22 protein-coding genes and 1 tRNA gene are annotated in these 25,260 nt (G+C 76.0%); 13 read left to right on the forward strand and 10 right to left on the reverse strand.

All coding sequences use genetic code 11. The features are described from left to right. Positions 1-386 precede the first annotated feature (386 nt). A complete protein-coding gene (locus CLV92_RS17900; RefSeq protein WP_104435041.1) occupies positions 387-1,274 on the reverse strand; it encodes a sigma-70 family RNA polymerase sigma factor in 888 nt (295 codons plus the stop codon). A 247-nt stretch (positions 1,275-1,521) separates the two neighbouring features. On the opposite strand from CLV92_RS17900, the gene flgN reads away from it, so the two are divergent. The 7 genes from flgN (at position 1,522) to CLV92_RS17935 (ending at position 6,641) form a co-directional block, all read left to right on the forward strand. Then, positions 1,522-2,013: a flagellar export chaperone FlgN gene (gene flgN, locus CLV92_RS17905; protein WP_104435043.1), complete on the forward strand. Its 492-nt coding sequence runs from the start codon at positions 1,522-1,524 to the stop codon at positions 2,011-2,013. Positions 2,014-2,029: 16 nt separating this feature from the next. After that, the gene (flgK, locus tag CLV92_RS17910) at positions 2,030-3,418 is read left to right on the forward strand and encodes a flagellar hook-associated protein FlgK (RefSeq protein ID WP_104435045.1); all 1,389 of its coding nucleotides are present in this window, start codon (positions 2,030-2,032) and stop codon (positions 3,416-3,418) included. Between the two features lie 40 nt (positions 3,419-3,458). Beyond that, a complete protein-coding gene (gene flgL / locus CLV92_RS17915; protein WP_104435047.1) occupies positions 3,459-4,370 on the forward strand; it encodes a flagellar hook-associated protein FlgL in 912 nt (303 codons plus the stop codon). 41 nt (positions 4,371-4,411) lie between these two features. After that, the gene (locus tag CLV92_RS17920; RefSeq protein WP_158257322.1) at positions 4,412-4,792 is read left to right on the forward strand and encodes a flagellar assembly protein FliW; all 381 of its coding nucleotides are present in this window, start codon (positions 4,412-4,414) and stop codon (positions 4,790-4,792) included. Between the two features lie 181 nt (positions 4,793-4,973). Further along, positions 4,974-5,504: a YbhB/YbcL family Raf kinase inhibitor-like protein gene (locus tag CLV92_RS17925; protein ID WP_104435051.1), complete on the forward strand. Its 531-nt coding sequence runs from the start codon at positions 4,974-4,976 to the stop codon at positions 5,502-5,504. Continuing rightward, entirely contained in the window at positions 5,501-6,064 is a 564-nt protein-coding gene (locus tag CLV92_RS17930) for a YbaK/EbsC family protein (RefSeq protein ID WP_104435053.1), read from the forward strand. Before CLV92_RS17925 ends, CLV92_RS17930 begins: the two co-directional genes overlap by 4 nt. Positions 6,065-6,104: 40 nt before the next feature. Further along, positions 6,105-6,641, forward strand: a complete 537-nt coding sequence (locus tag CLV92_RS17935; protein ID WP_158257323.1) for a Uma2 family endonuclease — start codon at positions 6,105-6,107, stop codon at positions 6,639-6,641. 6 nt (positions 6,642-6,647) lie between these two features. Here CLV92_RS17935 and CLV92_RS17940 read toward each other — a convergent pair whose 3' ends face one another. Next, complete coding sequence (locus tag CLV92_RS17940; protein WP_342762362.1) at positions 6,648-7,424, reverse strand: TrmH family RNA methyltransferase; 777 nt, start codon at positions 7,422-7,424, stop codon at positions 6,648-6,650. Between the two features lie 271 nt (positions 7,425-7,695). Between CLV92_RS17940 and CLV92_RS17945 the strand changes: the two genes are divergently transcribed. Beyond that, on the forward strand, positions 7,696-8,943 hold the full coding sequence (locus CLV92_RS17945; protein ID WP_104435059.1) for an MFS transporter: 1,248 nt from the start codon (positions 7,696-7,698) through the stop codon (positions 8,941-8,943). Positions 8,944-9,070: 127 nt separating this feature from the next. Here the strand turns inward: CLV92_RS17945 and CLV92_RS17950 are convergent, their stop codons facing one another. After that, the gene (locus CLV92_RS17950) at positions 9,071-10,006 is read right to left on the reverse strand and encodes an AraC family transcriptional regulator (RefSeq protein WP_104435061.1); all 936 of its coding nucleotides are present in this window, start codon (positions 10,004-10,006) and stop codon (positions 9,071-9,073) included. A gap of 80 nt (positions 10,007-10,086) precedes the next feature. Here CLV92_RS17950 and CLV92_RS17955 point away from each other — a divergent pair, with 80 nt between their 5' ends. After that, the gene (locus CLV92_RS17955) at positions 10,087-10,950 is read left to right on the forward strand and encodes a Rossmann-fold NAD(P)-binding domain-containing protein (protein ID WP_104435063.1); all 864 of its coding nucleotides are present in this window, start codon (positions 10,087-10,089) and stop codon (positions 10,948-10,950) included. A gap of 157 nt (positions 10,951-11,107) precedes the next feature. Here CLV92_RS17955 and gabT read toward each other — a convergent pair whose 3' ends face one another. The 5 genes from gabT to CLV92_RS21645 all read right to left on the reverse strand — a co-directional run bounded on the left by gabT (position 11,108) and on the right by CLV92_RS21645 (position 17,819). Continuing rightward, positions 11,108-12,487, reverse strand: coding sequence for a 4-aminobutyrate--2-oxoglutarate transaminase (gabT, locus tag CLV92_RS17960; protein WP_104435065.1), 1,380 nt, complete (start codon positions 12,485-12,487; stop codon positions 11,108-11,110). A 128-nt stretch (positions 12,488-12,615) separates the two neighbouring features. Further along, complete coding sequence (locus tag CLV92_RS17965; RefSeq protein ID WP_104435067.1) at positions 12,616-14,262, reverse strand: putative bifunctional diguanylate cyclase/phosphodiesterase; 1,647 nt, start codon at positions 14,260-14,262, stop codon at positions 12,616-12,618. Between the two features lie 101 nt (positions 14,263-14,363). Continuing rightward, complete coding sequence (selB, locus tag CLV92_RS17970; protein WP_104435069.1) at positions 14,364-16,214, reverse strand: selenocysteine-specific translation elongation factor; 1,851 nt, start codon at positions 16,212-16,214, stop codon at positions 14,364-14,366. A gap of 1 nt (position 16,215) precedes the next feature. Then, entirely contained in the window at positions 16,216-17,586 is a 1,371-nt protein-coding gene (gene selA / locus CLV92_RS17975; protein WP_104435181.1) for an L-seryl-tRNA(Sec) selenium transferase, read from the reverse strand. A gap of 140 nt (positions 17,587-17,726) precedes the next feature. Beyond that, positions 17,727-17,819 (reverse strand) — tRNA-Sec (locus CLV92_RS21645). Positions 17,820-18,007: 188 nt separating this feature from the next. On the opposite strand from CLV92_RS21645, the gene selD reads away from it, so the two are divergent. The 3 genes from selD (at position 18,008) to CLV92_RS17990 (ending at position 22,028) form a co-directional block, all read left to right on the forward strand. Further along, entirely contained in the window at positions 18,008-18,997 is a 990-nt protein-coding gene (gene selD / locus CLV92_RS17980; RefSeq protein ID WP_104435184.1) for a selenide, water dikinase SelD, read from the forward strand. Between the two features lie 74 nt (positions 18,998-19,071). Beyond that, entirely contained in the window at positions 19,072-21,375 is a 2,304-nt protein-coding gene (locus CLV92_RS17985) for an ATP-binding SpoIIE family protein phosphatase (RefSeq protein ID WP_146099634.1), read from the forward strand. Then, on the forward strand, positions 21,372-22,028 hold the full coding sequence (locus CLV92_RS17990; RefSeq protein WP_158257324.1) for a histidine phosphatase family protein: 657 nt from the start codon (positions 21,372-21,374) through the stop codon (positions 22,026-22,028). Before CLV92_RS17985 ends, CLV92_RS17990 begins: the two co-directional genes overlap by 4 nt. A 56-nt stretch (positions 22,029-22,084) precedes the next feature. On the opposite strand, the gene CLV92_RS22970 is transcribed toward CLV92_RS17990, so the two are convergent. Continuing rightward, positions 22,085-23,245, reverse strand: a complete 1,161-nt coding sequence (locus CLV92_RS22970; RefSeq protein ID WP_158257325.1) for an ATP-grasp domain-containing protein — start codon at positions 23,243-23,245, stop codon at positions 22,085-22,087. A gap of 238 nt (positions 23,246-23,483) precedes the next feature. On the opposite strand from CLV92_RS22970, the gene CLV92_RS17995 reads away from it, so the two are divergent. Continuing rightward, a complete protein-coding gene (locus tag CLV92_RS17995) occupies positions 23,484-24,467 on the forward strand; it encodes a pentapeptide repeat-containing protein (protein WP_425433589.1) in 984 nt (327 codons plus the stop codon). Here the strand turns inward: CLV92_RS17995 and CLV92_RS18000 are convergent. Then, positions 24,383-25,258: a formate/nitrite transporter family protein gene (locus CLV92_RS18000; RefSeq protein ID WP_104435073.1), complete on the reverse strand. Its 876-nt coding sequence runs from the start codon at positions 25,256-25,258 to the stop codon at positions 24,383-24,385. The two genes, CLV92_RS17995 and CLV92_RS18000, sit on opposite strands and share 85 nt — an antisense overlap. Positions 25,259-25,260: the final 2 nt, after the last annotated feature.

Raw genomic sequence — 25,260 nt, forward strand, 5'->3', positions numbered from 1 at the left:
GTCCGAAGCCTGCAGGTTGCGGTAGCTGTTCACCGCAGCGATGTTGTTGTTGATCCGAAGACCCATGAGAACCAATCCTCCATGACGTGGGGTCCAACCACCGCTCCATCCTTGGAGGGGCTGGTGCTTCTATCGACCGCTGGGACTCGGATCTGAGCACCCGCCCCATGAGCGAACGGGTGACTCTTCCGTCTCTCCCGGCACAGCAGCCCCGGCCGACTCCCGGCGCCGGAACTGCTCCACGGCCCACGGCAGCACCCATGGCGCCACCGCCCTAGCGTAATCATTCAACCACAGAGAGCGACTTCCGCCAAGCGCTTCGGCCATGCGAATGGCCCCGTCCGGCTCGCGGACGGGGCCCTTCGCGGTGCGTCGATGGACGGTGATCAGGCCGTCTGGGAGAACTTCTCGCCCGGCGTCACGACGCCCATGGCCGACATCGTCAGGCGCGCGCGGAAGTCCGACTGCACACCCACTGCGGCGTAGTACGCCTCCTTGCGCTTCACGCTGGCCGCCGAGCCGGTGACCGGCGCCACCATCTCCGGCGCCAGGTGGGTGTTCATGCCATCGCGCAGCAGGGCCAGGGCCTCACCGCGCATCTGGGAGATGCGCGACTCCGTGACCTCGAGCTCCTCCGCCAGCTCCGCCATGGGGCGCTCCTGGAGGAAGTAGCCCTCCACGACCAGGCGCAGCCGCTCCGGCAGCGCCGCGACCGCGGAGCGCAGGTAGCCGAGGCGCTCGCGGTGCAGCAGCTCCTGCTCGGGGCCGGGAGCGTGGGTGGGCAGGTGGTCGTCGATGGACGCGCCGTCGGCGGTGAAGCCCTGCATGCTCAGCACCACCGAGCGCTGCGCCTCGTCGCGGACCTCGTGGATCTCCGCGACCGTCACACCGAGGGCGGTCGCCGTCTCCGGGGCGGTGGGCCGCCGGCCGAGCTGCGTGGTGAGCTGGTCCTCGACGTCGTTGAGCTTGCGGGAGCGGCTGCGGGCGCCGCGGGAGGCCCAGTCCTGGCCCCGCAGCTCGTCCAGCAGCGCCCCGCGGATGCGGGTGTTGGCGTAGCGGGCGAAGGGCACGCCCGTCTCCGGGTCGTAGCCGCGCGAGGCCTGCACCAGCGCCAGGAGGCCGGCGGAGCTGAGGTCGTCGCGGCTCACGTGGGAGGGGAGCCTGCCGATGAACTCGCTGGTGATGTAGCCGACGATCGGCAGGTGCTGCTCGACGAGAGCCGCACGCTCAGCGTCGGTGAGAGCGGCGGCGGCGGAAGCGGCGAGGACGGTCACGCACCCTGTGTCGGCACACGACCCCGGTCACCTTGAGCGTCCGTGCGGTGGACGCCCGTCCGGGTCGGCCGCAGGCGCACCCGCCGGCGCCCGCGGCACCTGCCGCAGGACCAGCAGGGGGACGCGCCGCCGCCCGGCTCAACTGGAGGGGCGCCCTGCCGATGGGTGCAGCAGGACGGCGCTACCTGCGCCGCGAACGGTCGGGCCACGTCAGGTCAGGTCACGTCAGGGAGACGGAAGGACGCGCATGGGACTCGCCGAGGTCTCCGGGATCCTCTGGAAGGAGCGGGAGCTGATGGAGCTGCTCCTGTTCAAGCTGGAGGAGGAGCAGCTGGTGCTGGCGAGCGGCCGCACCCGCTGGCTGGCGCACGCCACCCGCGAGGTCGAGTTCGTGCTGGAGCAGATCCGCTCCACGGAGCTCCTGCGCGCCATGGAGGTGGACGGGGTGGCCGCCGAGCTGGGCCTGTCCCCCTCCCCCAGCCTCAAGGCGCTCATCGACGCCGCCCCCGAGCCGTGGGGGGAGCTGATGCGCGGGCACCGCGACGCCTTCCTCGCCCTCACGACCGAGATCCAGAACCTCGCGGAGGCCAACCGCGACCTGCTGAACTCCGGCGCCCGCGCGGTCCGCGAGACCCTCCTGGGCCTCGACCAGACCCTGGACACCTACACCGCCCACGGCAGGAACCGAGTCGCCGCCACCGGCGGGTCGCGCGCCCACTTCGTCGACGAAGCCTTCTGAGACAGGACCCGAGGACATGAGCACCTTCTCCGGCATCAACCTCAGCTCCAGGGCGCTGGCCGCCGCGCAGCGCAACATGGACGTGACCGGCCAGAACATCGCCAACGCCAACACCCAGGGCTACACCCGTCAGCGGGTCGAGCAGGTGTCCACCGTCGCGGCGCAGGGCACCTGGGCCCGCAAGGACGTCGCCGGCACCGGCGTCGAGGTCACCGGCATCACCCGCATCGCCGACGCCCTGCTGGACGCCACGATGCGCGCCGACACCGCCGCCTCCGCCGAGCAGCAGGCCACCGCGAGGATCTGGAACCAGATCGAGGCGTCCCTCGGGGAGCCCAGCGCCACCGGCCTGAGCACCCAGCTCGCCGCCATGCACAGCTCCTGGGCGAACCTGGGCCGCACCGAGGGCACCGAGGCCGCCGCCACGGCGCGCGCCGACGTCCTCGCCCGCAGCAAGGCCGTCGTGGACACCCTCGCCACCCTCGACGCCCACCTCGCGTCCCAGTGGTCCGCCGCGGACCGCCAGCTCGACGTCCTCGTCGAGCAGGCCAACTCCACCGCCGCCCAGGTCGCAGGCCTCAACGAGGCCATCCTCAAGGCCAACGCCACCGGCACCTCGCCCAACGAGCTCATCGACCACCGCGAGCAGGCCCTCAGCCGCCTCGCCGAGCTCACCGGCGCACGCGTCACCACCCGCGAGAACGGCATGGTCGACGTCCACGTCGGCAACGCCGCCATCGTCACCGGCATCAGCGCCGAGAAGCTCTCCGTCTCCCGCGCCGCCCTCGCCGACATCAAGCACGACGGCGCCGTGACGTCGCTGAGGATCGGCCAGACCGGCGTCCTGCCCGTCTCCGGCAGCCTCCGCGCCACCGTCGACGCCGTGAACACCACCATCCCCCGGGCCGCCCTGGATCTGGACGCGACGGCCCGGAGGATCGGCGCGAGCGTCAACGCGGTCTACAACCCCGGGGGCACCGCGGCCCTGGACTTCTTCGCGATGCCCATCAGCGGCCGGGACTACGCCCGCGGGATGGTCGTGCGCCCGGACGTCACCACGACGAACTTCACCGACCGCTCCGACGCGACCACTGTCGACCGGGACATCGCCCGCAGGATCGGCAACCTCGTCAGCGCCGAGGGCGGCCCCACCGCCACCTGGCGCGCGCACGTGACGAACGTCGCCTCGAAGGTCCAGAGCGCCGAGGTCCGCGCGGAGGTCGCCGGCCAGACCGCGATGAAGTCCGCCGCCGCCCGCGACTCCGTCTCCGGGGTGAGCATCGACGAGGAGATGACGAACCTCGTGGCGTACCAGCACGCCTACAACGCCGCCGCGCGCGTGCTGACGACGATCGACCAGGCCCTCGACACCCTCATCAACCGCACCGGCCTCGTCGGGCGCTGACGCAGGCACCGTCTGAACATCCGCCCCAGGAGGCAACAGAATGCTCGGCCGCATCACCCACCGCACCACCGCCGCGACGTCCCTGGCGAACCTGCAGGCCAACCAGCTGCGCCAGTCGAAGCTGCAGGAGCAGCTCACCAGCGGGAAGTCGATCAGCAAGGCGTCGGACAACCCCGCCGCCGCGGCCGAGGCGCTGCGGCACCGCTCCGACATCGCGGCGAACGAGCAGTACGCCCGCAACATCACCGACGGCCGGATGCTGCTGGACGTCCAGGAGGGTGTGCTCGACTCGGCGCTCAAGGGGCTGCAGAAGGTCAAGGCCCTCGCGGTCCAGGGCGCCAGCACCGGCAACAACGACGCCGCCGCCCGCGAGGCCATCGCCAAGCAGGTCGACGCGATCCGCGAGGAGCTGCTGGGCGCCGCGAACACCAAGCACCTCGGCCGCGCCGTCTTCGGCGGCAACGCGGACATCACGGCCGCCTACGAGGCCGACGGCACCTACAACGGCAACAGCGCCAGCATCAAGCGCAGCGCGGCCCCCGGCGTCGACGTGGACATCAACATCCCCGGTGCCTCCGCCTTCGGCACCGGTACCACCGCCGCCCCGCCGACGGCAGCCGACAACACCTTCAAGGCGCTCGAGGACCTGTCCGCAGCACTGCGCTCCGGCACCGGCGCGACGATTACGGCTTCCCTGGGTAATGTCGAGCTGGGGCTGGATCGCATCACCGGCGCACTGGCCTCCATCGGTGCACGGGGCAACCAGCTCGCAGCACTGCAGGACACGACGGAGGCGAGGGGCGACTACCTCAGCAACGCGCTCGAAGAGGTGGAGGGCGTCGACATCGCGAAGGCGATGGTGGAGTTCAACCTGCAGAACACGGCCTACCAGGCCGCTCTGGCCGCTACTGCCAAGGTCATCCAGCCGACTCTCCTGGACTTCCTACGATGAGGGGATTTCACAAGGTGGCTACTACGACCGAGACTGATGCCATGCCGAAGATCGAGTTCGTCGCACCCATGATGGGCCTCCCGGACCACACGAAGTACGACCTCCAGCCGCTGGACGACAACGGGATCTTGTTCTCCCTGCGGTGCGAGGAAGACCCGGACCTGAGGCTCATCCTGGCGGACCCGATGTCGTTCTACCCGGACTACGAGCCGGTCATCGACCGCGAGATGGCCGACTCCCTCGGACTGGACACGGAGGAGGACGCTGCTGTCCTCGCCGTGGTCAACCCGGGGCAGAAGCTCGAGGAGGCCACCATCAACCTGATGGCGCCCGTGGTGCTGAACCACAAGTCCCACCGCGCGGCGCAGGCCGTCCTGACGGGCAGCGACTTCCCGCTGCGCGCGCCGCTCATGCACGACTGAGCAGCCCGCGGCACCCGACGAGCCGGCCCCCGTGAGGGGGGCCGGCTCGTCGGGCGTTGCGCCACGGACGAGATCGCGGGCCGGCCGTGCGAGGCGAGGGCGCGCGATCTACCGTGCGGGGTGCGCCGCCTGCACGACGGCAGCGCACGACAACCCGCACCGACCTGGAGGTCGTCCACCGATGTCCCTGGAACGCCCCGTCGCACCCGACCCCTACGAGCTGCTTCCCCGCGTCGGCGGCTTCGAGCTGACCAGCACCGACGTCGTCGACGGCGAGCCGATGGCGCCGGAGCACTCCGCCGAGGGCGGCAGCACCTCCCCGCAGCTGTCATGGTCCGGCTTCCCCGAGGGCACGAAGTCGTTCGTCGTGAACTGCTTCGACCCCGACGCCCCCACCCCGGCCGGCTTCTGGCACTGGACCGTCCTCGGCATCCCCGCCTCGGTGACCAGCCTGGAGCGCGGCGCCGGCAGCGCCGACTCCACCGCCCTGCCGCCGGGTGCGATCCAGCTGCGCAACGACATGGGGACCGCCGACTTCACCGGCGCCGCCCCGCCGGAGGGCGACCGGGCGCACCGCTACGTCTTCGCCGTGCACGCCCTCGACGTGGACTCCCTGGGCCTGGACGCCTCGGCCACGCCCACCGCCGCGGCGTTCACGATGCTGACGCACACCCTCGCCCGCGCGGTGCTGCGGTCGACGTTCCAGCGGTGAGCACGCCCGTCGAGGCCGAGGCCCGCGCCGTCGCCGGCGACCTCGTCCTCCACCCGGCGCTGGAGCGGCTCGACGCCGTGGCCTCACCCGTGGCGGCGGCCCTGCCCGGCTGGGCCGGTGCCGCCGCCGCGGCCGTCACGGAGATCGACCCCGACGTCGCGGACACCGCCGCGCTCGTCGAGGCCCACGGGGTGTCGCGGGAGGCGTCGGCGAACTGCGTCGTCGTCTCCGGCAAACGCGCCGGGGAGGAGCGCATCGCCGCCTGCGTGGTGCTCGCCACCACCCGCGCCGACGTCAACGGCGCCGTCAAGCGGCTCCTCGACGTGCGCAAGGCGTCCTTCCTGGCGATGGAGCGGGCCGTCACCGACACCGGCATGGAGTACGGCGGCATCACCCCCGTCGGGCTGCCGGACGGATGGCGGGTCCTGGTCGACGCGGCGGTGGCGGCGACCCCGTACGTCGTCATCGGCAGCGGGGTGCGCCGCTCCAAGCTGGTGGTCCGGGGCGCGGACCTCGCGAGCCTGCCGGGCGCGGAGGTCGTGGAGGGGCTGGGTGTGTGACACCGGCGCCCGTGTCGGGGTGGCGGCCTAGGTCTTGAGCGTGTCCGTGAAGCCGGCCCACGAGTCGTGGACCTTCGACGACCTGGAGCGCCTCCCGGACGACGGACGGCGCTACGAGATCGTCGACGGCGTCCTGGTCGCCACCCCGGCTCCCACGGTCGAGCACCAGATCATCGCCACCAACCTCATGCTCGCCCTGGCGCTGCACCTCGACCCGGGCGTCCGCGAGGTCCACGGCGCCGGTGTACGAGTGCCCGCCGACCTGGGCCGCGCTGAGCACTACCTGATCCCCGACGTGCTGGTCGTCCGACGGGGCGCCACGTCGGGGCAGCTCGACGCCAGAGACGTGGTGCTCGCCGTCGAGGTGGTCTCCCGCAGCTCCCGCACCCACGACCGTCACACCAAGCACGGTCTGTACGCGGAGCTGGGCATCAGTGAGTACTGGATCGCGGATCCCGCCGAGGACACCCTCACCGTCCATGAGCTCCACGGCGGGGAGTACCGGGTGCCCGAGCGCGTCAGCGGCGCCGAGACCCTGCAGCGCCTGGCCGTGTCGATGGCGTCGCTTCGGGCCTGACCCCATTCACCTCCGCAGCGCCCACATCGCCACCGCGCTCGCCGCCGCCACGTTGAGGCTGTCCACGCCCGCGGCCATCGGGATGCGCACCACCACGTCCGCCGCCGCCACCGCGCGCCGGCTCAGCCCGTCGCCCTCCGTGCCCAGCAGCAGCGCCACCCGCTCGGGTGGGCGGAAGTCCTCCAGCGGCACCGCGTCGTCCGTCAGCGCCAGCGCCACCACCGTGAAGCCCGCCTCCCGCAGCAGGTCCAGGTCCTGCGGCCAGCGCCCCGCCCGCGCCCACGGCAGGTGCAGGGACGTCCCCATGCTCACGCGCACGCTGCGCCGGTAGAGCGGGTCCGCGCAGCGCGGGCTGACCAGCACCCCGTCCGCCCCCAGCGCCGCCGCCGAGCGGAACACCGCACCGACGTTGGTGTGGTCGACGACGTCCTCCAGCACCACCAGCCGCCGCGCCCCCGGCAGCAGGTCCGCGGTGCCGCGCTCGGCGGGGCGGTGCATCGACGCCAGCGCGCCCCGGTGCAGGTCCACGCCCGTCAGCCGCTCGAACGCCCCCGGTGGCGCCACGAACACCGGCACGTCGCCCGGCAGCACGTCGGCCAGCTCGTCGGCGCGCGGCTGCGACAGCAGGAACGAGCGCGGCCGGTGCCCCGCGGCCAGGGCCCGGCGGATCACCTCCACCCCCTCGGCGAGGAACAGGCCCTCCGCGGGCTCCCGCGCGGCGCGCAGCTGCACGTCCTTGAGGCTGAGGTAGTCGCGCAGCCACGGCCGCAGCTCCGCCGGCAGGGCGGTGAGCTGCCGGTCCGCGGGGTCGAGGGCGGCGAGCTCGGGCAGGGGACGCAGCAGCACGCCGGGACGGTAGCGCGGGGCGGGGCGACGCCCGGCGCGGGTGCGGCCGCTCGGGGCTGCGGGACGGGGACGTTCGGCAGGCGACACACCGGCGAGTCCCCGCGCAACGTCCCCGCGCCGCCAGTGCCGGCCGCGAGGCGGGGACGCTCGGCAGGCGGCACACCGGCGAGTCCCCGCGCAACGTCCCCGCGCCGGGCGTCGCCCCGCCATGGGGGCGGCCGCGCAAGCTCCCCGCGCCGGCCGGGAGGATGCCGTGGTGACCGGCACCGCACCTCCCGCCCGCACCTCCGCGTGGCGCACCGTCGTCGGGTTCGGGACCGTCAGCCTCGCCGCGGACATGGTCTACGAGGGCGCCCGGTCGGTGTACGGGCCGCTGCTGGCCGGGCTCGGCGCGTCCGCGCTCGTCGTCGGCCTCGTCACCGGCGCCGGAGAGGCCGTCGCGCTGCTGGTGCGGCTGGTGTCCGGGCCGCTGGCCGACCGCAGCGGCCGCTACTGGGCGCTGACGATCAGCGGGTACGCGCTGACCGCGGTGTGCGTGCCCCTGCTGGCCGTCACTCCCCTGCTCGGGGGCGCGGGGCTGGCGGTGGCGGCCGGTCTGATCCTCGCCGAGCGCCTCGGCAAGGCCGTGCGCAGCCCCGCGAAGTCGGCACTGCTGGCGGACGCCGCCGCGCACGTCGGCATGGGCCGCGGGATGGGTGTGCACAAGGCGCTGGACCAGGTGGGTGCCTTCGCCGGGCCGCTGCTGGTGGCGGGGATCGCCGCGGCCGCCGCCGGGGCCCTGGAGCCGGGGCTGGCCGCGCTCGCGGTGCCGGGTGCCGCGGCGATGGTGCTCCTGCTGCTGCTCCGGGCACGCTCCGGCGCGGCACGGGAACCTGGGCGGCGCACCAGCTCGGGCACGGCGGCGGGTCCGCTGCCGAGGTTGTTCTGGCGCACTGCCGTCGGCAGCGGCCTCTGCACGGCGGGGCTGGTGACGTTCGGCCTCGTCGGGTTCCACCTCGTCGAGGCCGAACTCGTCGCCACGCCGGTCGTGCCGCTGCTGTACGCCGCGGCGATGGGCGCCGCCGCGCTCGCCGCCCTGGGCACCGGCGTCCTCTACGACCGGATCGGGCCCCGGGTGCTGCTCGTGCTGCCCGTGCTGGTGGCAGCGGTGCCCGGGCTGGTGTTCGCCACCTCGCTGCCGGCGGTCGTGGCGGGGGTGCTGGTGTGGGGCGCGGCGGGCGGGGTGCAGGACTCGACCGTGAAGGCGCTCGTCGCCGACGTCGTGCCGCGCGAGCGCCGGGCCACCGCGTTCGGCTGGTTCGCCGGGGTGCAGGGCGCGGGGGCGCTGGCCGGTGGGGCGGGCGCGGGCTGGCTGTACGGGGTGTCGCTGCCCGCGCTCGTGGTGGCCGTGCTGGTGGTGCAGCTGGTGGCGCTGGTGCTGCTGCTGCCCGTGGTGCTGCGGGCGGCGCCGCGCTGAACCCGTGGCCGTCGCGGGGACGTTCCACAGGCGGCGCGCGGGCGTGTCGCGGCCGAACGTCCCCGCGCCGGCACAAGCTGGGCCGCGTCGGCCGCACCGTCCCCGCGCCAGCACCCGCCGGGTGGCGTCAGCCCCGCAGCGCCCGGTGCTCGGCGGGCCGCACCCCGCGCACCCGCAGGAACGCGCTCGACAGCGCGAAGCCGCTGCCGTAGCCGACGCGCCGCGCGACCGCGTCCAGCGTGCTGCCCGGCTCCAGCAGCAGGTCCGCCGCCAGGGCCAGCCGCCAGTCGGTGAGGAACGCCATCGGCGGCTCCCCCACCACGTCGCTGAACCGCCGCGCGAGCGCCGCCCGGGAGGCCCCCACCTCCGCCGCCAGCGACGCCACCGTCCACGGCCGCTCCGGGAACTCCTGCAGCAGCCGCAGCGCCGGCCCTGCGACGGGGTCGGAGTGCGCGCGGTACCACCCCGGGGCGCCCGCCTCCGCGCGGGCGAACCAGCACCGGAGCACCGCGACGAGCAGCAGGTCGAGGAGCCGGTCGAGGACGGCGCCCTGGCCGGGCTCGTCCGTGTCCACCTCGGCGGCGAGGTAGCTCAGCAGCGGGGCGCCGACGTCGCAGCCGGGCACGGTGAGCAGGGGCGGCAGCGCCCGCAGCAGCCGGCCGCTGACCTCGCCCGCGTCGGGGTAGGTACCGGTGAGCAGGACGGTGCTGCCCTCGCCGCTGTTGCCCCAGGTCCGGGGTCCCCACGCGGTCATCGGGTGGACGCTCGCCCCGCCGGCCGCCCGGCACGCCTGGTCGGGGCCGATGACGACCTGCGGGGCGGTGCGGGGATCGTCGGCGACGAGGTAGGGCTCCGGCCCGCGCAGGACGCAGACGTCGCCCGCGGCGAGCCGTTCCACCGCACCGTCGCCGGTCACGACGCACGCGGCGCCGCGCACCACCGCCACGACGGTCAGCGGTGCGCCGTCCTCCACACGCAGCGCCCACGGCGGATCCAGCCGCGAGCGCAGCACGAACGCGCCGCGCGCCCGCGGGCCCTCCAGGAGTGCGGCCAGGGCGTCCACGAGGGCAGCGTAGACGCACGCGTATGGAAACGAGCTGTTCGACGATGGAGCGTCCAGGTCCGGCGCGGTTGCATCGGGGCATGACCACTCTCCACGTCACCGACGAGTCCACCACCACCCCGCCGCCCGCGGGCACCGTCCTCGTGACCGGCGCCACCGGCAAGACCGGCCGTCGCGTCGCCGAGGGCCTGCGCGCTCTCGGCGTGGCAGTCCGCGCGGCCTCGCGCGCCGGCGCCCCGTCCTTCGACTGGAACGTCCCCGACAGCTGGAACGCCGCGCTCGACGGGGCCGGCGCCGCCTACGTCTGCTACTCCCCCGACCTCGCCGTGCCGGGGGCGCCCGAGGTCGTCGCCGGGTTCGCGCGCCACGCCACCGAGGCGGGCCTGAGCCGGCTCGTGCTGCTGTCGGGGCGCGGGGAGGCGGAGGCGCAGCGCGCGGAGGCCGCGGTGCGGGCGGAGTTCCCCGCGGCGACCGTCGTGCGCGCCGCCTGGTTCAGCCAGAACTTCTCGGAGAGCTTCTTCGCCGACGCGATCCGCGAGGGGACCGTCGCCACCCCGAGCGGAGACGTCCCCGAGCCGTTCGTGGACGTCCGCGACATCGCCGACGTGGCGGTCGCCGCCCTCACCGCGCCCGGGCACGAGGGCCGGGTGCACGAGGTGACCGGCCCGGAGCTGCTGACCCTGCGGGAGGCGGTCGGTCTGGTCGCGGCGGCGACCGGGCGCGACGTGCGCTTCGTGGGGCTCACGCCCGCCGAGCACCGCGACGGGCTCGCGGCGGCGGGCGTCGACCCGGGGATGGCGGCCCTGCTGGACCACCTGTTCACCCAGGTGCTCGACGGGCGCAACGCCTCGACGACCCCCGACGTGGAGCGGGTGCTCGGCCGCCCGGCGCGCCGGTTCGCCGACTACGTGCGGGAGGCGGCCGCCACGGGCGCCTGGGGCTGACCGCGACGCCGGGGCGGGCCGAGCCGACGCGGGGACGTTCGGCAGGCGACGCGCGGGTGGGTCGCGGCCGGACGTCCCCGCCCCAGCACTGGCCGGACGTCCCCGCCGCGGGCGGGCGAGCGTCAGAACACGCCCCTCCAGGGGACGCGCCCAGGGCTCAGCCGAGGGAGGCGAAGGCGTCGGCGAGGACGTCCATCGCCTCGGCGAGCAGGTCCTCCCCCATCACCAGCGGCGGCAGGAAGCGCAGCACGTTGCCGTAGGTGCCCGCGGTGAGGGTGAGCACCCCCGCCGCGTGGCAGGCGGCGTTGACGGCGGCGGTGGCGGCCGGGTCCGGCTCCAGGGTGCCCGGCCGCACCAGCTCGACGGCCACCATGGCACCGCGGCCGCGGACGTCGCCGATGACGGGGTGCTGCTCGGCGAGCCGGCGCAGCCGCGGCAGCATCACGTCGCCGAGCGCGCGGGCGCGGGCACTGAGGTCGCCCTCCTCCACCGCGCGGATCGCGGCCAGCGCCGCCGCGCACGCCACGGGGTTGCCCGCGTAGGTGCCGCCGAGGCCGCCGGCGTGCACGGAGTCCATGATCTCGGCGCGGCCGGTGACGGCGGAGAGCGGCATGCCCCCGGCGATGCCCTTCGCGGTGGTGATGAGGTCCGGCACGACGCCCTCGTGCTCGCAGGCGAAGACGTCGCCGGTGCGGGCGAAACCCGTCTGGATCTCGTCGGCGACGAAGACGATGCCGCGGGCGCGGGCGAACTCCGCGAGGGCGGGCAGGAACCCGGGCGCGGGGACGACGAAGCCGCCCTCGCCCTGGACGGGTTCGACGACGATCGCGGCGACGCCGCCCGCGCCGATCTCCTTCTCGATCCGGGTGATGGCCTCGGCAGCGACGGCCTCCCCGCTGCGGCCGCCGTCGCGGAACGGGTAGGACATCGGCATCCGGTACACCTCGGGGGCGAACGGGCCGAAGGAGTGCTTGTAGGGCATGGACTTCGCCGTCAGCGCCATCGTCAGGTTCGTGCGCCCGTGGTAGGCGTGCTCGAACACCACGACCGCCTGCCGCCCCGTCGCGGCGCGGGCGATCTTCACGGCGTTCTCCACGGCCTCCGCGCCGGAGTTGAAGAGCACCGAGCGCTTCTCGTGGTCGCCGGGCGTCAGCCGGTTCAGCGCCTCGCACACCGCGACGTACTGCTCGTAGGGGCTGACGGTGAAACAGGTGTGGGTGAACTCGGCGACCTGCTCGCGGACCGCCTCGACGACGCCCGGCGCGGAGTTGCCGACGTTGACGACGGCGATGCCCGCCCCGAGGTCGATCAGGGAGTTGCCGTCGACGTCGACGACCACCCCGCCCCCGGCGGCGGCCACGTAGACCGGCAGGGCGCTGGAGCAGCCCGCCGCCACCGCGGCCAGCCGGCGGGCGTGCAGCTCCTGCGAGCGCGGGCCGGGGATCGCCGTGACCAGGCGCCGCTCCTGCGGCAGGCCCGGTCCCCCGGCGCGCCCGCTGGGCGTGAGGTTCGGAGGAGCTGCGGGGTGAGCGGTCACGGTTGGCCTTCCCGTCGTCGCGAGCGCGGTTTCCGTCCCCGAGGAGGCTCCGGACCACGGATCCCCTCGCTGGGCGCGGGCCAGACGCTACACCCGATCGCTGCTCCGCCCTCGGGCGCGAGCGGCGGTCAGACCCGCGCCGGCGGGGCGTCCTCGACGTCGGGCAGGACCACCGCGGCCTCCGGCACCCGCAGGTCCACCACGGCCGGCGGGCGCTCCGGGTAGCCGAGGAGGTAGCCCTGGGCCCCGTCGCAGTCGAGCCGGCGCAGCGCGAGCAGCTGGGCCGGGGACTCCACGCCCTCGGCGATGACTCCGATGCCCAGCGTGCGGGCCATCCCGATGATGCTGGAGAACAGCCGCTCCGCCTGCTGCCGCTGACCGAGGTGGCGGGTGAACTGCCGGTCGACCTTGATGTGGTCGATGGGCAGCATCTGCAGGTGCGCGGGCGAGGAGCGGCCGCTGCCGAAGTCGTCGACGCCGATCCGCACACCCATCGTGCGCAGCGCGTGCAGCGTGGAGATGCTCGCCGTCGCGTCCTGCGCCAGGACGTCCTCCGTGACCTCCAGGCAGAGGGCCTCCGCGGCACGCCCCTTCGGCAGGGCTTCCTCGACGACGTCGAGGAGGTTCTGCTGCACGAGCTGGCGGCGGGAGACGTTGACGGAGACGCTGAGGTCGAAGGAGTCGCCGCCGGTCTCGTACCACTCCCCGATCTGGCGGCACGCCTCCCGCAGCGCCCAGTTGCCGATCTCGACGATCAGGCCGGTGCGCTCCGCGACGGGCACGAAGTCGGCGGGTTCGAGCAGGCCGCGGGTGGGGTGCTCCCAGCGCAGCAGCGCCTCGAGGCCGGTGACGCGGTTGGCGTGCAGGTCGAGGATGGGCTGGTAGTGCAGTCGCATCTCGCCCCGTTCGACCGCCCCGGCGAGGTCGTCCTCGATCTGGCGCTTGGCGAGGGCCTGCGCGTGCATGCCCTCGTCGAACAGCTCGAAGCGGGCCTTGCCGCGCTCCTTGGCGCGGTACAGGGCGGCGTCGGCGCGGCGGATGAGGTTGGGGGTGTCGGCGTCCTCGGTGGCGAGCGCGACGCCCACGCTGGGGGTCATGCGCAGGCTGCGCCCGGCCAGCTCGAACGGCTTCTCCGCGATGGAGGAGATGATGCGCTCGGCGATGCGGGCGGCGACGACCTCGTCGCCGACGTCCTCGCAGAGCACGGCGAACTCGTCGCCGCCGAAGCGGGCGACGGTGTCCTCGGGGCGCACGGCGGCGGAGACGCGCCTGCCGACCTCGACGAGCATCGCGTCGCCGACGAGGTGTCCGTACACGTCGTTGACGGCCTTGAAGCCGTCGAGGTCCATGTAGAGGACGGCGGTGCCGCGCTCGGCGCGGCGGGCCAGGGCGTGCTCGAGGCGGTCGGTGAAGAGCTGCCGGTTGCCGAGGTCGGTGAGCGGGTCGTGCAGGGCCTGGCGGCGGGCGGCGTCGAGGCTGACCTGGCGGGCGTAGCCCTGCTGGTCGACGCGCTGGGCGGTCTGCCGGGCGATGAGCACGAGGAGCAGGGCGCTGACGACGCCGCCAGCGAGGGCGGCGAGGATCTCGCTGAAGCGGCCCACAGGGGTCGGCAGCAGCCTGGCCAGGGCGACGACCCCGACCACGACGAACGGGGACACCATCGCCCACGGGATGATCATGGTCCGGACGTCGTCACCCGCGGCCCCCCGCTGGGTCCAGGGCCAGCGCCGCTCCGACGCCGGCCTCGCGCTCCGGGTCCCGTCGTCCTCAGCCACCAGCTCCAGCGCCTCCTCGGACCGGCGGCGCCTGCCGCGGGCGGTAGAAGTCCGACATCCGGACGGTTGCTACGTTCAGTAGGGCCATGGTGACTTCTGGGTCATGGGCTGTCCAGGCGGGACACGCCCCCGGCGGTCTCCTGCTCCAGCCGTTCCGCCGCCACCGTGCGACGGTCGTCGTCCAGGCGGCGGGTCAGGCCGCGGCGGTCCAGCAGCTCCAGCAGCGGCACCGCCACCCGCCTGCTCGTGCTCAGGTGGCGCCGCGCCTCGGACAGCGTGAACGGCTGCGGCAGCCGTGCCAGCGCCCGCGCCGCCGCGGTGTCGGCACCCGGGGCCAGCACCACCGATTCCCCCAGTCGGAGCAGCCGCCCCGCCCGGGCCGCCGCCGCGACCTCCCGGGTCCCCAGGCGCAGCTCGGCCAGCCGCTCCGCCGTGGGCGCCGCGAACGGCGCGGCGGCCAGCTCCTCCCGCAGCGCCGACACCGCCGCGGCCACCGCTGGGGGCAGCTCCTGCCCCGCCCCGGCGACGACCCGGCCGGCACGCACCCCCAGCGCGCCCCGCGACGCCGCGACCAGGGCCTCCACCAGCGCCCTGTCGGGCAGGCCGAGGCGCCGCCGCAGCGCCTCCAGGGGGGCGCCCGCCTCCAGCGGGTTCTCCCTCGTGAACGCGCGCACCTCCTCGGCCAGGCGCACCCGCAGCGCCGACCAGTGCGCCGGATCGGCGAGCCAGTCCCCCGCCACCGGCGCCCCCGCGGCCGGCACGCCCATCGCCGTCAGCTCCGCCCGCCGCACCAGCCGGCGCCGCGCCACCTCCGAGGCCTCGTCGGGCGTGCCGTCCAGCTCGGCGAGGACCTGCGCCCGGGCCCGGCCGGCCCCCCGCCGCGCCAGGGCCGGGGGCCGCACGTCCAGCACCACCACCCCGCCGCAGACCCGCTGCGCCCCCGGGTCGCGCAGCAGCGCCCGGTCGCCGACCCGCAGGGGCAGCGCCGCGTCCGCGCTCAGCCGGGCCGTCACCCCCGCCGCGTCCTGCCCCAGCACCCGCAGCCGCACCCCCACCGCCGCGGACCCCACGTGCAGCACCGCCCGCTGCGGCAGCGCCCGCGGATCCACCTCCGCGCCCAGCACCGGCACCACCCGCACGTCCAGGCAGTCCGCGGGCAGGTGCGTTCCGGGGGTGAGGAGGGCGTCGCCGCGGGCGAGCTCCGCCCGCTCCACGCCCCGCAGGTTCAGCGCGACCCGGGCCACCCCGCGCGCCTGCTCCGCCCGCTCCCCCAGGCACTGCAGGCTGCGCACCCGCACCCGTCGCCCGCCCGCGCCGACCTCCAGCTCGTCGCCGGGGCGCACGCTGCCCGCCGGGAGGGTGCCGGTCACGACGGTGCCGCTGCCGCGCACGGTGAAGCTGCGGTCCACCCACAGCCGCACCGGCGCCGCGGGGTCGGGGACGGGCACCCGGGCCAGCAGCGCGGCCAGCTCCGCCCGCAGCCGCGGCAGGCCCTCCCCGGTGACGGCGCTGACCGCGACCGCCGCGCACCCGGCGAGCGCGCTGCCGGCCAGCTCCGCCAGCGCCTCCTCCCGCGCCGGTTCCGGGTCGGCGAGGTCGCTGCGGGTGATGACGAGCAGCCCGTGGCGCACCCCGAGGGCGTCCAGTGCCTGCAGGTGCTCCGCCGACTGCGGCATCCAGCCCGAGTCGGCCGCCACCACCAGCACCGCCACCGGCACCGGCCCCACCCCGGCCAGCATCGTCGGCACGAACCGCTCGTGGCCCGGCACGTCGACGAACGCCACCTGCTCCGCGGTCCCGCCCACCTCCAGCGTCGTCCAGGCGTAGCCGAGGTCGATGGTCAGGCCGCGACGCTGCTCCTCCGCGAGCCGGTCCGGCTCCATCCCCGTCAGCGCCCGCACCAGGGTGGACTTGCCGTGGTCGACGTGCCCGGCGGTGGCGACGACGTGCACGTCAGGCCCCGGCCGCGGCGGCAGCGCCGGGGGCGGTCGCCGCGGTGGAGGTCGTCGCGGCGGCGGCCAGCACGGCCGCGGCCACGTCGCCGTCGCGGCCCGGCGGCACGCAGCGCAGGTCCAGCAGCAGCGCACCGCGCTCCACCCGGCCCACCACCGGCGGGGTGCCCAGCCGCAGCGGCTGCGCCAGCTCCGCCGGCAGCGCCACCGCCTGCGACGGCAGCTCCACCCCGGGCGCCCCGCCGCCGCCGACGACGGCCGCGCACGCCACCACCTGCGCCGCCACCCCCGACGCGGTCAGCTCCGCGGCCAGGGCCCCGCTGCGCCGGCGCAGCTCCTCGGCATCCGCGTGCAGGGCCTGCCACGTCGGCGTCGCGGGCCCGCGCAGGGTGGCCTCCAGCGCCGCCAGGGTCAGCTTGTCCACCCGCAGCGCGCGCGCCAGCGGATGCCGGCGCAGCCGCTCCACCAGCTCCGCGTCCCCCAGCAGCAGACCCGCCTGCGGCCCGCCCAGCAGCTTGTCCCCGCTCGCCGTGACCAGCGACGCCCCGGCGCGCAGGGTCGTGGCCGCGTCCGGCTCCTCCGGCAGCAGCGGGTCGGGGGCCAGCAGCCCCGAGCCGATGTCCGCGACCAGCGGCACACCGCGCTCGGCGCAGGCACCCGCCAGCTCCGCCACCCCCACCGCGGAGGTGAACCCCGAGACGACGAAGTTCGACGGGTGCACCTTCAGCACCATGCCCGTCTGCGGCCCCAGCGCCTCGGCGTAGTCGCGCAGCGAGGTGCGGTTCGTGGTGCCGACCTCGCGCAGGCGCGCGCCGGTGGAGACGAGCAGGTCGGGCAGGCGGAACCCGTCGCCGATCTCCACCATCTCCCCGCGGCTGACCACGACCTCCCGCCCCGCCGCGCAGGCGGTCGCCGCCAGGACCAGCGCCGCCGCACCGTTGTTGACCACGTGCACCCCGGCCGCGTCCGGCACCGCGGCCGCCAACGCCTCCATCGCCCCGCGCCCGCGCCGCGCCCGGCGGCCGGTGACCAGGTCCAGCTCCACGTCCGTGGCGCCCGCCGCGGTCGTCACGGCCCGCACCGCAGCCTCCGAGAGGGCGGCGCGGCCCAGGTTGGTGTGCAGCACGACGCCCGTGGCGTTGAGCACCTCCCGCTGCCCGGCAGGCAGGTCGCGCAGGACCGCCTCCATCAGCTCCGTCGCCGCCAGCCGCCCGGCGCGCACCTGCGCCTGCGCCCGCTGCACCGCCGCCTTCACCGCGGCCCGCCCCAGCAGGGCCAGCGCCTGCTGCAGCCGCGGGTCGGCGAGGAGGGCGTCGGTGCGGGGCACGGCGCGGCGCGGGTCCGGCGGGACGGCCGGGGCCGCACCCGCCACGGCGTCGCGGATCCGGCCCGGAGCGGAGGTGTCGGCCACGGCCGCACTGTAGGAGCGGACCCGGGCCCCGGCACCCGGGCCCCGGCCCGCGGCCCTGGGACGGCACGGGGAGCGCCGGCGGGGCGCCGGGGCGCGCGCGGCGGAGGCGGACGGGAATCGAACCCGCCTGACCGAGGTGCTCGGTCACGTCGGTGTTGAAGACCGCGGGGGCCACCAGGCACCCTCACGCCTCCCCCGGACCGCGCAGCCGGAACCCTACGCTGCCGCACCCCGCACCGCCCCGGGAGGCCGAGCCGGGCCGCGCCGCCGTCCCGCTGGAGATGCCCCCGACCGGTGGAGGTGTTTGCCTGGGGCGGTGACGACCAGCACCCCCGGACAGGCGGACTCCCCGACACCGCAGGCGGCGCCGCACCCGGCCCCCGTGCGGCTGACGCAGTACGCCCGCGGCGGAGGCTGCGCCTGCAAGATCCCGCCCGGGGAACTGGAGGACGTCGTCGCCGGCCTGGTCGGCCGCAGCGGCGGCTCCACGATCGGGCGCCTGCTCGTCGGCCTCGACTCCGGCGACGACGCTGCGGTGGTGCTCGCCCCCGACGGGCGCACCGCGGTCGTCGCCACCGCCGACTTCTTCACCCCCGTCGTCGACGACCCCTACGACTGGGGCCGCATCGCCGTGGCCAACGCGCTGTCCGACGTCTACGCCATGGGCGGCCGGCCCCTCGTCGGCGTCAACCTGCTGGCGTGGCCGCGCGGGGTGCTGCCGTTCGAGCTGGCCCGGGAGGTGCTGCGCGGCGGCCTGGACGTGGCCCGGGTGGCCGGCTGCCACGTCGGCGGCGGCCACAGCATCGACGACCAGGAACCGAAGTACGGCATGGCGGTCACGGGGATCGCCGACCCGAACCGGTTGCTGCGCAACGACGCCGGCGCCGCCGGGATGCCGCTGACGCTGACGAAGCCGCTGGGCACGGGCGTGCTGGGCAGCCGGCACAAGGCGACCGGGGAGGTGTTCCACCAGGCGGTGGAGTCCATGACGACCCTCAACGCGGAGGCCTCCGCGGCCGCGCTCGCCGCCGGCGCGGTGTGCGCCACCGACGTCACCGGCTTCGGCCTGCTCGGTCACCTGCACAAGCTGGCGCGGGCCAGCGGTGTCACCGCCGTCCTCGACGCCGCCGCGGTGCCCTACCTCGACGGTGCCCGGGAGGCGCTGCGCGACGGCTTCGTCCCCGGCGGCAGCCGGCGCAACCTCGACTGGGTGCGCCCCCACGCCGACCTCGGAGTGGGCGAGGAGGAGGCGCTGCTGCTGGCGGACGCGCAGACCTCGGGCGGCCTGCTGGTGGCCGGCGAGCTGCCCGGCTTCCCCGTCGTCGGGGAGCTCCTCCCGGCCCGGGAGGGCGTCACCGTCCTCGTGCGCTGACCCGCACCAGCCGCGGGGGCGGCCCGGGTGGCGCGTGGGAGACTGCGCCGCATCCGAGAGCGCGGAGGAGCACCGTGGCACGAGACACCTCACCCGTGGACCACTCCGCGGTCTTCGCCGCGATCCCGACGCCGTACCTCGTGATGGACCGCGACCTCGTCATCGTCGACGCGAACCCCGCCTACCTGGCGACCACCGGGCGGACGCTCGCGGAGATCGTCGGCCGGCCCGTGTTCGAGGCGTTCCCCGGCAACCCCAGCGAGGACGAGCCCGACGGCGGCGTCGCGAAGGTGCGCGCCTCCTTCGAGCGGGCTCGCGACACCGGCGTCATGGACACCATGCCGGTGCAGAAGTACGACATCACCGACGGCTCCGGCGACTACACCGAGCGGTACTGGAGCCTCATCAGCGTGCCCGTCCCGGACGAGGACGGGCGGACCGCCTACGTCGTGCAGCGCGCGCAGGACGTCACCGACTACATCCACGAGCGCGAGGGGGCGCGGCAGGAGCGCGCGCACGACGCGGCGTGGCGGCGCATCGAGGAGGTCGAGGCGGACCTCTACGCCCGCGGGGAGGAGCTGCGCACCGCCCTGGCAGCGGAGGCGGCCACCGCCCGCAGGCTGCAGGGGCTGGCCGAGCTCGCCCTGCAGCTCAGCGACGCGGAGACGGTGCGCGACCTCGCCGAGGCGCTCGTGGCCCGCGCCACCGCGGCGCTCGGCTGCTTCGGCGGGGCGGTGGCCGTGCTCGACGAGCAGCGGGGCCGGCTGGCCGCCACCGTGGCCGGCGACCTCGGCCCGCGCACCCAGCCGCTGTTCGGCGACCTGCCGCTGAACGGGCCGCTGCCGCTGTCGGTGGCGGCGGCGACGGGGCGGCGGGTGCTGCTGTGCGACCCCGACGAGGCCCGTGCGTGGGCCGCGGAGATGGAGCTGGTGGCCGCGGTGACCGGCGCGCAGGCGTGGGCGGTGCTGCCGCTGACCGTCGGGGAGCGCCGCCTCGGGGCGCTGGTGCTGCACTGGCGCGCGCCCCGGCGGTTCCCGCCGGAGGACCTGGAGATCCTCGAGGCGTTCGCCGCGCAGTGCGCGCAGGGCCTGGACCGCCTCCAGGTCCGGCAGGCGGAGCGGGCGGCGACGGCGGCCTCGCAACGGCTGTCGGAGACCCTGCAGCGCAGCCTCCTCACGGAGCCCCCGCGGCTGGAGGACCTGCAGATCGAGGTCCGCTACCAGCCCGCCGCGCAGGAGGCGCAGGTCGGCGGCGACTGGTACGACGCGTTCGTCGTCCCCGGCCGCGACGGCACGGGCGGCGACAGCACGGGCGGCGGCAGCACGGTCCTGGTGATCGGCGACGTCGCCGGCCACGACCGCGACGCGGCCGCGGCGATGGCGCAGGTCCGCAACGTCCTGCGCGGGGTCGCCCACACCGCGCCGGGCTCGCCCGCCGTCGTCCTCTCCGCGCTGGACCGCGCGATGGCCGACCTCGGCGTCGACGCGCTGGCCACGGCGGTGCTGGCGCAGGTCGAGCAGAGCGCGGCGGAGACCCGCACGGGTACCCGCACCCTGCGCTGGTCGGCCGCGGGGCACCCGCCGCCCCTGCTCGTGCTGCCGTCCGGTCAGGTGGAGGTCCTGCAGGGCCGCGGCGACCTCCTCCTCGGCCTGGACCCGGACGCCCCGCGCAGCGACGCCGAGCGGGCGCTGGCCCCGGGCACGACGGTGCTCCTCTACACCGACGGCCTGGTGGAGCGGCGCTCCGCGGACCTCAACCAGGGGGTGGAGTGGCTGCGCGAGACCGCCGCCCGCTTCGCCCACCTGCCGCTGCCGCGCTTCTGCGACGCGATCCTCGGGGAGCTGCCCGGGGCGGTGGAGGACGACGTGGCGGTGCTGGCACTGCGGACGCGGCAGGCCACGTCGGCCGGGACGGCGGCCGAGGCGCCGGCGCCGGTCGCTGTGCCGCGGCCCGCGCCGCCGCGCAGCGCCGCGCCCGAGGAGGACCGCGGCGGGGCCCTGGTCGTCCTCGAGCCGGCCCCGACGTCGGTGCGGGCCGCCCGCGACCACGTCCGCGCGTGCTGCCGGGCCGCGGGCGTGGACGAGGACACCTGCGACACGGCCGTGCTGCTGGCCAGCGAGACCGTCACCAACGCCTTCATCCACGGCCGCAGCGAGGCGCGCCTGCGGGTGCTGGCCACCGCGGCGTGCGTGCACGTGGAGGTGGGCGACGACAACGCCCGCCGCCCCGTGCGCGCGGAGCGCAACGACGCCGCCCTCGACGGCCGCGGCCTGGACATCCTCGACATCCTGGCCTCGTCCTGGGGCGTGCGCGACGAACCGGAGGGCAAGGTGGTCTGGTTCCAGGTCACGGGCCCCGGCGACGGGGGTGCCGCGTGAGCGCCGCGCCGGGCACGACGTTCCTGCTGGCCCGCCACGGCGCCACGGCGCACACCGCGGAGGGCCGCCTCAGCGGCTGCACCGGCGCGAACCCGCCCCTGTCCGAGCTCGGGCGGCAGCAGGCGCAACGGCTCGCGGCCGTGCTGGGCGCCGTGGGCGGCGTCGACGTGCTGGCGTGCAGCCCCGTGCGCCGCGCCCACGAGACCGCCCAGGCGGCCGCCGCGGCGCTGGGGTTGCCGCTGCGGGTCGAGGACGACCTGCGCGAGATCGACTTCGGCGACTGGGAGGGCCTGACCCCGGCGGAGGTCGACGAGGGCTGGCCGGGACGGCAGCCGGCCTGGCGGCGGCAGGTCACGGAGCCCGCGCCGGGCGGGGAGTCCGTGGAGCAGGTCGGCGAGCGGGTCGCCGCGGTGCGGGCGCGCCTGGCCGCGGAGCACCCGGGCGCGACGATCCTGCTGGTCAGCCACATGTACCCGGTGAAGCTCACGGTGGTCGACGCGCTCGCGGTGCCGCGCCTCGTGATGCACCGCATGCACGTCGACCCCACGGGTCTCAGCGAGGTGCGGGCCCTGCCCGAGGAGGACCCGCGCGGGCCGTGGCTGGTGCTGCGGCACAACGACGCCGCCCACCTGCGGGGGCTCGCCGGGCGCTGAGGGCGACCGCCCGCCGCCGCTCCGGCCCGGGTCCGCGTGGGGCTCCGGCCCCGGGTTCAGCCCTGCAGCGCCGCCTGCGGGGAGGCGTCCCGCGCGGCCCGCCGCACCGGCACCGCCGAGCGCAGCCGCGCCAGCGCCGGGCCCGGGTCGGCGGCGGACCACACGCTGTGCCGTGCGCCCGGCGCCGCCGCGAGCGTGCGCGCCAGGTCCGGCAGCACCCCGCCGCTCCGCTCCGCCAGCGCCCGGCGCACGTCCGCCGTCCCCCACTGGTAGCGCACCCCCGCCCGCGCCCGCACCCGCGGCACGTCGCGGCCCAGGGCGATCGCCGCCCACACGGCGGGCAGGTTCGCCCCGGCCGCCACGGCCAGCGACAGCGAGCCGTAGAAGCGGGCGTTGAGGTCGATGAGGCGGCGGGTGCCGTCCGGGCCCTCGATGAACTGCAGCTCCGCCAGGCCGAGGAAGTCCAGCGACTCCAGCAGCGCCGCGACGCGGGCGGCCAGGACCTCGTCAACCTCGACCGTCACCGCCCGGGAGCTGGCCCCCGCCCCCGGCGGCCAGATTCCCTGGGCCCGCTGCATCGAGTCGGCCACCACGCCGCGCGGGCCGCGCACCGCGGAGTACGCCACGAGGGTGCCGGGGTGCAGCACCTGCACCTCCGCCTCCCCGCCGAGCGCGCGGATCTCCGCGACGCGGTGGGCGACGGCGCTGCGGCCGGTGATGACGAGGGTGTCGATGCGCGGTGGCGACCCCGCGACGTCCGGGCGGGCGTGGCGGTGGGCCTTCACGATGCAGGCCGTGGTCTCGTCGGGGACGTCGGCGGGGTCCAGCACGTCGGGCACGGCGATGCCCACGGCGCCCGCCGCCCGCGCGAGCTCGCCCTTGTCCAGCGCCCGCACGAGCTGCTCGTGGGGGCCGTGCGGCACGACGCAGCCGACGGCGTCCCGGGCGGCGGACAGCGCCAGCACCTCGGCCTCGCCCGCACCGAAGGCGACGTCGTACCCGCCGTCGCGGACGACGCGGGCCACGGAGTCCAGGAACGCCTCCGGGGACCGCTGCAGGGAGGCGACGCGGTGGCGGGCGGCGCACGCGCGCGAGGCGGACGCGAGCCCCTGCCCCTCGGGGGAGGCGACGCCCACGGTCCAGCCCGCTGCGGCCAGCGCCCGCACCGCGGCCAGCGCCCCCCGGCTCCAGCCCTGCTCCACGATCACGGCACGCACCCGCGCTGCTCCTCTCCCGTCCGCCCGCCGCGCCGTGTGCGCCGCCGGGCCGGGCCAGCATGTCGGCGCCGCCCCGCGCTCGCGATCGGAACGCCCACCAGCGCGCGCCCGCGGCGCCGGTGCCGCAGGCTGGACCCGACCACGAGCACGAGGGAGGAACCGTCATGGGCCTGCTGGACCGGCTGTTCGGCCGTGCCTCGCAGGCGCACACCGCGCCGCCACCACCACCGCCGCCGGAGTGGGCCTCGCAGCGGCCGCGCAGCGCCGACGAGGCCGCGCTGGCCCGCTACCGCTACCTGCTGCGCACCGCGCCGCCGGAGGCGCTCGAACGCGCCCACGAGGAGGCCTTCGCCGCCCTGACGCCCGAGCAGCGACGGCAGGTGCTGCAGCAGCTGGCCGCCGAGGTGCCGCGGTCGGAGCTGCGCGGGGACGACCCGCACTCGCTGGCGCGCACGGCGACGCGGGCGGAGGTGCGCCGACCGGGCACGCTGGAGCGGCTCCTCGGGCCGGGTGTGCACGGACCGGGCTACGGGCCGGGGCACGGCTACGCCGCGCACGGCTACGGACCGGGCGGGTACGGGCCGGGCGCGCACGGGGGCGGGTACGGGGGCGGGTACGGGCCGGGCTACGCCTACGGCCCCGGGCCCGGCATGGGCGGTCTGATGGCCGGCGGCCTGCTGAGCACCGTGGCAGGGGCGTTCATCGGCACGGCCGTCGCCGACGCCCTCATCCCCGACCACTTCGGCAACGACCACTGGGGCGACGACGCCGCCTTCGGGCAGGACGCCTACCGGGAGGGTCACCAGGAGGGCTTTCAGGACGCCGACGCCCCCGCAGACGCCGGCTACGGGGACACCGGTTACGGGGACACCGGTTACGGGGACACCGGTTACGGGGACACCGGTTACGGGGATGCCGGTTACGGGGATGCCGGTTACGGGGATGCCGGTTACGGGGATGCCGGTTACGGCGACCACGGGGACTACGGGGACGGCTTCGGCGGCGGCGGTGCCTTCAGCGAGGACCTCGGCGGCGACTTCGGCGGGGACGACCTGGAGGTCTGACCGCGCCGCCCGCCCTGCCGTGGAGCACCGGTTCCCGGCGGGGCGGGTCGCGCAAGGGATCAGCGGGCGGGCGTCAGCGGGTGCGGGGCGCGCCCGAGGTGCCGCTGGCGTCGGAGGTCGCACCGGCCTCGTGGCCGCTCGGGGCACCGCGCAGGTAGAGGAACCAGTAGGCGCCGCCGACGAACACCGCTCCGCCGACGAAGTTGCCCAGCCCCGCGAAGAGCCAGTTGGTGAGGATGGCACCCCACGTGAGGTCGGGAACCCCCGCGAAGTACGCCGCGGGCAGGAAGAACATGTTCGCCACGACGTGGTCGAAGCCCAGGGCGACGAAGGCCATGATGGGGAAGAAGATCGCGAGGATCTTCCCGGCGATGTCGTCCGCCGCGATGGCGCTCCACACCGCCAGGCACACCAGCCAGTTGCACCCGATCGCGCGCAGGAACACCTGGCCGTGGGTCTCGTCCAGCGCCTTGCCCGTGGCGATGCCCTCCAGCCGCGCGTAGGTGGCGGCGGCCGCCGTGCCGTCCTCCGCGCCGGCGGAGCCGATGACCCCGGTCTGCACCGCCAGGAAGTAGGCGACGAAGAGGGCGCCGAGCAGGTTCCCGACCAGGACCACCGCGAAGTTCAGCAGCATCCGGCTGATCCCGACCCGGCGGTGCAGCACGGCCAGCGGGACGAGGCCCATGTTGCCCGTGAGCAGGTCCGCCCCCGCGATGATCACGAGGATGAGGCCGAGACTGAAGACCGACCCGCTGGCGAGGGTGACGAGACCGCCCCACTGCTCCCGGTCCATCCCGGCGGTGACCTCGATGGCCACCAGGCCACCGAAGGCGATGTAGGCGCCGGCCAGGAAACCCCCGACGAGCATGTTGGGAAGCGGAGTGCTGGCCTTCTTCAACCCGGCGGCGGAGGCCGCGACGGCGATCTGGTCGGGGGTCTTGTAGGACACGA

This window comes from Kineococcus xinjiangensis (assembly GCF_002934625.1).
Classification (GTDB): Bacteria; Actinomycetota; Actinomycetes; order Actinomycetales; family Kineococcaceae; genus Kineococcus_A; species Kineococcus_A xinjiangensis.

Bases quoted from the DNA above. Each gene is read 5' to 3' on its own strand.
- flgL (WP_104435047.1), top strand. From the start codon at position 3,459: ATGCTCGGCCGCATCACCCACCGCACCACCGCCGCGACGTCCCTGGCG.
- CLV92_RS17945 (WP_104435059.1), top strand. From the start codon at position 7,696: ATGGGGGCGGCCGCGCAAGCTCCCCGCGCCGGCCGGGAGGATGCCGTG.
- CLV92_RS17955 (WP_104435063.1), top strand. From the start codon at position 10,087: ATGACCACTCTCCACGTCACCGACGAGTCCACCACCACCCCGCCGCCC.
- CLV92_RS17925 (WP_104435051.1), top strand. From the start codon at position 4,974: ATGTCCCTGGAACGCCCCGTCGCACCCGACCCCTACGAGCTGCTTCCC.
- CLV92_RS17920 (WP_158257322.1), top strand. From the start codon at position 4,412: ATGCCGAAGATCGAGTTCGTCGCACCCATGATGGGCCTCCCGGACCAC.
- flgN (WP_104435043.1), top strand. From the start codon at position 1,522: ATGGGACTCGCCGAGGTCTCCGGGATCCTCTGGAAGGAGCGGGAGCTG.
- flgK (WP_104435045.1), top strand. From the start codon at position 2,030: ATGAGCACCTTCTCCGGCATCAACCTCAGCTCCAGGGCGCTGGCCGCC.